The sequence below is a fragment of the Synechococcus sp. R55.2 genome (genome assembly GCF_047462075.1).
Lineage (GTDB): Bacteria > Cyanobacteriota > Cyanobacteriia > Thermostichales > Thermostichaceae > Thermostichus.
On the sequence record NZ_JANSIH010000168.1, the window covers coordinates 1 to 6,618 of the forward strand.

A 6,618-nucleotide genomic window follows, 5' to 3' on the forward strand; every position below is an offset into this window, starting at 1 on the left:
GAACCTCTGGCCCGCCGGGCACACTCATGACTACGGCTTTCATGCGCTCAAGTTGTCAGCTTCAGTTGGGTTGGCCCGCTCAAAGGATGCAGGGTAGAGTTTGTTCTGGTGATGAGAAGATGGGCATCTCCCCATTGGGGTGTTGCTTTGCAACCCTGCGGAGTCTTGCAGCTGCTCTCTAGCCTATTTTAGCTAAACCGCCGAGAAGCCCCGCGCTGTATGCGCAGGGTCAACATACCCACGCAAAACCGAAGCCGTCACCCCACTCCATGAAGCAATAAAAAGGCTAGTGACTAGTGACTAGTCACTACGCACTACTCTACAGGGCGGTGGGGCATCCCGTCCTTTTCGCGTCAGCGGGACGTAGTCCTTAAGCTCAGGAAATGTCTGAAGCGATAGCAGGGGTCACTGAGAAGCCCGCGCTGTGTGCGTAGCAACCCTGCGGGAAGCTAGCTACAGCGTCGGGAGTATGTCACGCAGCCTGCGACTTCATGGGCTCCGAGTAGGCCAAAATGAACTGAATGAACTGGTCGATCTCCAGCAGGATGCGTTCTGCCTCGGCCAGAGAGGCCGGTACGCTTGCCAGCACCTGGGCATCTACTTCCGCAGCCTGCTCCGCTTCTTGCAAGAGGTTCATCGAGTCATGGCCGAGCAGGAGCTCCAGCTCGTTCAGGGTTACCATGGCCAGTTGCTGTTCGGCTTGATGGAGCTTATTTCGTAAAGTCTGAACTTGTTCGGTTTGCGCCTTCAGCCCGACTTCCGCCTGCTCCGCGCGAGACATAGCCAGTTGTGCAGCCTGCTGGGCCTCATCCCGCTGAGCTTTCAAGAAGGCCATCTCTTGCTCCAATTGGGCCAATCGCTCCTGCAGGCTGTAAATGTGCTGATCCCGGTCTCCCAAAGCTCGCTCCAGCTCGCGATTTCGAGCCTCCATCTGCTGACGAGCTTCGTTCGCTTGGGCCAGCTGTTCCGCCAAGTTTGCCATTTCCTCTTCCATGTTGGTGAGCCGACTCAAGCGTTCCAAAACCTGAGCATTTTCCGCTTCAAGTTTCTCAATCAGCGCTTGAGCGCTCAACAGTTCTGCTTTGGTGGAGTCCAGCTCGCCACAGACTTGATCGTAGTTGGCGATTAGCTCGCCAAGCCGGGCTTCTTTGGCTTGCAGTTCTTCTCGCAAGGAGTTCATCCAGCGGTCGCTCTGCTCAATCCGCTGTTGCAAGAGCGGCAGTTGAACCAGAGCTTGTTGGGCAGCACTGAAATAGCCAAGGAGTCGTTTGAAGTGGCGCTGTAGGTGGCTGTGGGACTGATCCAATTTGTCGAAGGCTTCGTTGAGAGAGAGATAGGCCTCGCACAGTTTCATGTAGCGCCGAGCCACAGAATCAGGATGATCCATAGGGTTATAGAGTCCAGGTGGGGGTGCCGTGTCTATTTTATGCTGTTCATTCTATTGGCCAAGCCTGGAGAAGGAGGCATTTGATACAACAACTGGGGGCTTAATTTTACTTTAATATCCGGTGCCCCAATCTCTCTTGCGAGCCAAGGCCAAAGATTCTGCCCCAATACAGCTTCAGACGTTACCCACAGGCTACACAGAGACTAAAGCAGCTCCTCAAAAGCAATTGAAATCTTGTCTTGACCACACAACCGGTTCATCTACATATTTAGTGTTCATGAGAAGATGCCCACGAGCTCTAGCGCTAGATGTGCTGCAAAAGTAGGGCTCTTCATGGCTCAAACCGGCTGCGCATTGGGGATCCCTAGCTTCTCCAAATAGGCGGCTGCCCGCAGCAGTTTGGCTTCTTGATAGGGGGCGGCCACCAGTTGTACGCCAAAGGGCAGGGATCCGCTCTCGCGCAACGGCACTGAAAGCACCGGCAGGCCGATAAACGAGAGGGGCTGAGTGTAGAGGCCGAGGTTGGGCCGAGTGAGAACCTCTACCCCATCGATCACCATCTTCTCTTGGCCGAGCAAGGGGGCAAAGCAGGGGGTGGCGGGGGCGATGAACAGATCGATCTCCTGAAAAATGGCCTGCACCTGCTGGCGGTACCAGCGGCGAAAGCGCTGCGCCTGCAAGATCCAACTGGCAGGCAACAGGGCTCCGGCCAAAAAGCGATCCCGGGTGGCCGGATCGAAGTCGTGGGGGCGAGTTCGCAGGTTGGGCAAGTGCAGGTTGGCTCCCTCAGCAGCCGTGATCAGGAAGGCGGCGGCACGGGCGCGCTGGGCTTCCGGGATCCGCACAGTCTGGCCGACCCCCAAGGCTTGGGCCACCTTTTCTACCCCGGCCAAGATGGGGGGCTCTGCCCCTCGGGCAAAGTAATCATCCGCCACCGCGATGCGCAAGCCCTCGATCCCCTGCCCCAACTGCCCAAAGGTGGGATCCACAGGACGCCGGGTACAGACGGGATCTTGGGGATCCGGCCCTTGCATGACATCGAAGCTGAGGGCAATATCGGCCACCGAACGGGCCAAGGGGCCCACGTGGTCAAAGCTGGCGGCAAACAGAGCCGCTCCTGCCCGCGATAGACGGCCATAGGTGGGCTTGAGGCCGTAGACGCCACACAAAGAGGCCGGTACCCGAATCGAGCCGTTGGTGTCGCTGCCCAGGGCAAGGGGCACCAAACCTCCTGCCACCGCTGCTGCCGAGCCGCCAGAGGATCCCCCCGCACTGCGGTTGAGATCGTGGGGGTTGTGGGTGGGGCCGTAGTGGCTGTTTTCGGTGACGAAGCCATAGGCATACTCGTCCATATTGAGGGTGCCCACCAAGATCGCCCCTGCCTGCTTGAGACGAGCCACCACTGTTGCATCTTGGATGGCCGGGGGGTTCTCGCGGTTGATTACAGAGCCAGCTAGGGTGGTGAGGCCGGCCACGTCAAACAAGTTCTTGACGGCAAAGGGCACCCCTGCCAGCGGGCCCACCGGGATCCCTTGAGCCACCTGTCGATCCACCTGCTCCGCCGCTTGTAAGGCCGATTCCTCCAAGACAGCTGTAAAGGCATTGAGCTGGGGATCCCGCCGGCGAATCCGCTCCAGACAGGCAGCCACCACCGCTTGGGCGCTCACGGATCCCTGGCGGACAGCCCTGGCAATAGAGACCGCGTCAGCGCTGCCGAGAAGGTGGGGATCCCCGGTCATGGCTGGGGGTCAAAGGTGGGATCTGGCTCAACTATCGGCGGCAACGGGAACTCCAGCACCTGTTGAGCAATGGGCAGAAAGCGGGCAAAATTTTCGATCACCCCTGCTCGGTGTTGAGGATGCAGGGGCAGTTGCAGCAGTTGGGCCATTTGATCGACGTAGGTTTCGGGATCCCAGGGCTGCATGGTTTTGGGGTCAGGGAGCCGATTGCAGCAAAAATACCACCACTAGCCTCCAACAACAAGACCGTCGTTGGCTAGGGAGCGGCCATCTGCACAGCGTTGCCCTGCAGCGACCAGAGACGCTCGTTGGGCAAGACAGGGCGGGTTATCGCCTGCCGTTCCAGCTCATTCAAAGCAACGCGACGGCTATGTGCAGAGCGATTGGAAGCAGCGCTGGCTTGCAGGCGTTTGCGGAACAGACGCAACTGCTGCTGCTCTGCTTCGGGAGAAACATGCTGGGCAAAGAGGGGATGCAAGACCTTCTCTTCCTGCTCAAACTGGGCCCGCAGTTTCCGATAGAAGTGAAGGGCAGCAGAGGGATCCACCTGCTGGGGAGTGCGCTCTGATTGGTGCAAAAAGCGCGTCAGCTCCGGGATCTGATCCCGCAGATGTTGCTCCAGCCGCTCAATTTGGTCGCTAAGGTGGGGATCCGCCTGGAGAGCCGACCTGAGCAGGGGGTAGAGAACATGGCGCTCCAGTTGAATGTGGCGGGAGAGGCGCTGTCGCAACCTTTGTACACAGAGGCGTCGCTGCTCCAGATCCAACTCCGGCGCTCGAGACAGGCGAGTCAAAAACTGCAGGATGACGCGGTGCTGTTCAGCACAAAGGGCAACCAGCGTACCGGCAGAGGCTGAAGAGGACATGGCATTCACAGCAGAAAAGTTTCATCCTAGCTTAACTTTGTCAAGAAATGGTGGCTTGCGTAAGGGTACGGGAATAGCGCAGGTGTCTTGGATACACTCGGGCAGCAATCCTGGGAAAAGTTGTCCAGATCTGAACTCCGGCAACGCCACTCTCTAGGCTTGCACAGGCCAGCGGCGTTTCCAAGCAGAAGTGGGCTCCAAAGGGGATCCCTGCTGTTCCCGTTGGCGTTGCAGACGGATTTGCGCTCTATCTCCTTTCAAGGTGGGATCCCGGTAGGGCACGGCAGCGCGAGTTTTCAGGTGCTCCCACTCCATGGGGGAAAGAGGCGGCAGGTGGTCAGGTTGGGGCGAGGCCACTGTCCCCGGCCAAGGACGACCTACCGGGGGAGTAGAGCCGATGAAAAGCCCTGCTTCCAACAGAGCCGCTCGCACCGCCGCTGCACAGGAATAGGTGGCCAAAATGCCGGTTGGTCGCATCCGTTCAGCCACGGCCCGCAGGAAATCCACCGTCCACAGCTCTGGGCAAACAGAAGGCGAGAAGGGATCCAAAAACACCGCATCTGCCCACCCCAGCGGCACCTGCAACACCGTTTGCCGGGCATCGCCCCACAGCAGCGTTCCGCGCCAGCGCTCCGATTGCCAGGATCCCTGTTCAATCCAGTGTTGCCATTCTTGCCCAAAGCTCCAGGTGGATCCCACCCCCGCCTGCCAAGCCTGGCGAGGCACTTCCGGGGATCGCTCTAGGCCGATTACTTCTACAGAACAGTGGGGCCGGATTTGCCAAATGGTTTCTAGGGCAAGGCCGGAGTTGTAGCCCAAGCCAAAGCAAATATCCAAAAGGCGAATGGGCTGGGCGGGATCCCGCTCCAAAGGCAGCCGATCCAGCCGGCAAGGGCGGACAAACTTCTCCAAAGCCTCCTGGGCGGCACCACTGACGTTGTGAAAAGCCTGTCCAAACTCTTCCGAGAAAAAGGTCAGGGATCCATCCCCTGTGGTCAGCACCTGCCACCGAGTCTCCATTGCCTGCTGTTGTCTCTATTTTCAGTTGGGCGATTCTTTGATAGCTTGAGAACGTTGAGATGTGTTTCGCAGCTCACCGGCAGGGCTCTCGACATCCCTGAGTAGGGAGGATATTTCAACAGCTATGTCTCTACTGGATTGGTTTGCGGAACGGCGCAGACAAACCTCTCTAAACCTGACAGGTAGCAGCCCCTTCGACAAAGAGCGTCAGGTGAGAGAAATTGCCGATGGCCTCTGGCAAAAGTGTCCTGCCTGTGACACCCTGACCTACACCAAGGATCTGCAGCAAAACTGGCAAGTTTGCCCCAGCTGTGGGCATCACCACCGCATTACAGCCCCAGAGCGTCTGGAACAGCTTTTGGATCCCGGATCCTGGCAGCCCCTGGACGAACACCTGGCTCCCACGGATCCCCTGCACTTTTTCGACCAAAAGCCCTACTCCGAGCGCTTGGCCACCTACCAGGAGCGCACCCAGCTCAAGGATGCCGTCCTGACAGGGTTGGGAAGCCTGGAAGGGATCCCGGTGGCGATTGGGGTGATGGACTTTCGCTTTATGGGCGGCAGCATGGGCTCGGTGGTGGGAGAGAAGATCGCCCGCCTCACGGAACGGGCCACCTGCGATCACCTGCCCTTGATCCTCTTTTCGGCTTCGGGGGGGGCCCGCATGCAGGAAGGGATCCTCAGCCTGATGCAGATGGCCAAGACCTCAGCCGCCCTACAAAGGCACCGCGACGCCAGACAATTGTTCATCTCCGTGCTCACCCATCCCACCTATGGCGGGGTAACCGCCAGCTTTGCCATGCTGGGAGATTTGATCCTGGCCGAGCCGGGCGCGCAGGTGGGGTTTGCCGGGCCCAACGTAATCGAGCAAACCATCGGCAAGGGCAAGCTGCCAGAAGGCTTCCAAACCGCCGAGTACCTGCTGGCCCAAGGGCTCATCGACGCGATTGTGCCCCGTACTGAGCTGCGCAAGCGGCTGGCCCAGTTGCTCTCTATGCACCGTCCCCGTTTGCACATGTCCCTTCCCTCCATAGACTCGGAGGCTTTAACCCTGCAACCTATGCTGTAGGTAGATCCGCCTAAGATGCGGAATTTGTGGCCGAGGCCGGATCCCTTCCCTGCGGAGGGTGTAGTCATTAGTGGAGAGATATTGGGTTCCATCAGACTTCTCTCCGGCTCCTGGGGTGGGGGGGCAGGTGTTCTGGGATGGAGCCGTACTGTCCCCTGCGGATCTTCCAAGATTTCCTGGTGCGAGGCAGCGGATGGTGTTAAGGTGGGGCATGAGGTCTTGACCGGAAACGATGAATTTTAAGCCGCGCATCCGTACTGCTGAGACTCCACAAGGGCAAAAACTGGCGATTGTGCCGCTGGAGGGTCGTTTTGATGCCAAGGCCGCCTCAGAAGTTCGGCAATTGCTCCAGCAGGTTTTAGATTTCGGTTACACCAATATGTTGATCGATATGTCGTCGGTCACTTTTATGGACAGCTCTGGGCTGGGGGTGTTGATCTCTGCTTTGCGCAAGTGCCGTGCTGCTGGGGGCAACCTCAGCCTCTGTTGCGTGCCGGAAAATGTGGCCCTCGTCCTCAACCTCACCTCTATGGAAAAG

The 6,618-nt window shown here is 58.6% G+C and carries 7 protein-coding genes; 2 read left to right on the forward strand and 5 right to left on the reverse strand.

Annotation, left to right across the window (positions count from 1 at the left end; genetic code table 11):
- Positions 1–472: 472 nt before the first annotated feature.
- From NW838_RS05835 to NW838_RS05855, 5 genes are all read right to left on the reverse strand, one after another.
- On the reverse strand, positions 473–1,369 hold the full coding sequence (locus tag NW838_RS05835; RefSeq protein ID WP_414427680.1) for a hypothetical protein: 897 nt from the start codon (positions 1,367–1,369) through the stop codon (positions 473–475).
- Between the two features lie 356 nt (positions 1,370–1,725).
- Entirely contained in the window at positions 1,726–3,126 is a 1,401-nt protein-coding gene (locus tag NW838_RS05840) for an AtzE family amidohydrolase (RefSeq protein ID WP_414427681.1), read from the reverse strand.
- On the reverse strand, positions 3,123–3,311 hold the full coding sequence (locus NW838_RS05845; protein WP_414427682.1) for a DUF4089 domain-containing protein: 189 nt from the start codon (positions 3,309–3,311) through the stop codon (positions 3,123–3,125). The genes NW838_RS05840 and NW838_RS05845 overlap by 4 nt, the downstream gene beginning before the upstream one ends.
- A gap of 71 nt (positions 3,312–3,382) precedes the next feature.
- Positions 3,383–3,991 carry a hemerythrin domain-containing protein gene (locus tag NW838_RS05850; protein WP_414427683.1) on the reverse strand — a complete coding sequence of 203 codons (609 nt, stop codon included), beginning with the start codon at positions 3,989–3,991 and terminating at the stop codon, positions 3,383–3,385.
- A 153-nt stretch (positions 3,992–4,144) separates the two neighbouring features.
- Positions 4,145–5,011, reverse strand: a complete 867-nt coding sequence (locus NW838_RS05855) for a tRNA (5-methylaminomethyl-2-thiouridine)(34)-methyltransferase MnmD (protein ID WP_414355468.1) — start codon at positions 5,009–5,011, stop codon at positions 4,145–4,147.
- 124 nt (positions 5,012–5,135) lie between these two features.
- On the opposite strand from NW838_RS05855, the gene accD reads away from it, so the two are divergent.
- Positions 5,136–6,080, forward strand: coding sequence for an acetyl-CoA carboxylase, carboxyltransferase subunit beta (gene accD / locus NW838_RS05860; RefSeq protein ID WP_414344447.1), 945 nt, complete (start codon positions 5,136–5,138; stop codon positions 6,078–6,080).
- 232 nt (positions 6,081–6,312) lie between these two features.
- Positions 6,313–6,618, forward strand: a 306-nt coding sequence (locus tag NW838_RS05865) for an STAS domain-containing protein (protein ID WP_414427684.1), incomplete at its 3' end; no start/stop codon positions are given.

Excerpts from the sequence above, each read along its gene's own strand:
- accD (WP_414344447.1), top strand. The coding sequence starts at position 5,136 with ATGTCTCTACTGGATTGGTTTGCGGAACGGCGCAGACAAACCTCTCTA.
- NW838_RS05845 (WP_414427682.1), bottom strand. The coding sequence starts at position 3,311 with ATGCAGCCCTGGGATCCCGAAACCTACGTCGATCAAATGGCCCAACTG.
- NW838_RS05850 (WP_414427683.1), bottom strand. The coding sequence starts at position 3,991 with ATGTCCTCTTCAGCCTCTGCCGGTACGCTGGTTGCCCTTTGTGCTGAA.
- NW838_RS05855 (WP_414355468.1), bottom strand. The coding sequence starts at position 5,011 with ATGGAGACTCGGTGGCAGGTGCTGACCACAGGGGATGGATCCCTGACC.
- NW838_RS05840 (WP_414427681.1), bottom strand. The coding sequence starts at position 3,126 with ATGACCGGGGATCCCCACCTTCTCGGCAGCGCTGACGCGGTCTCTATT.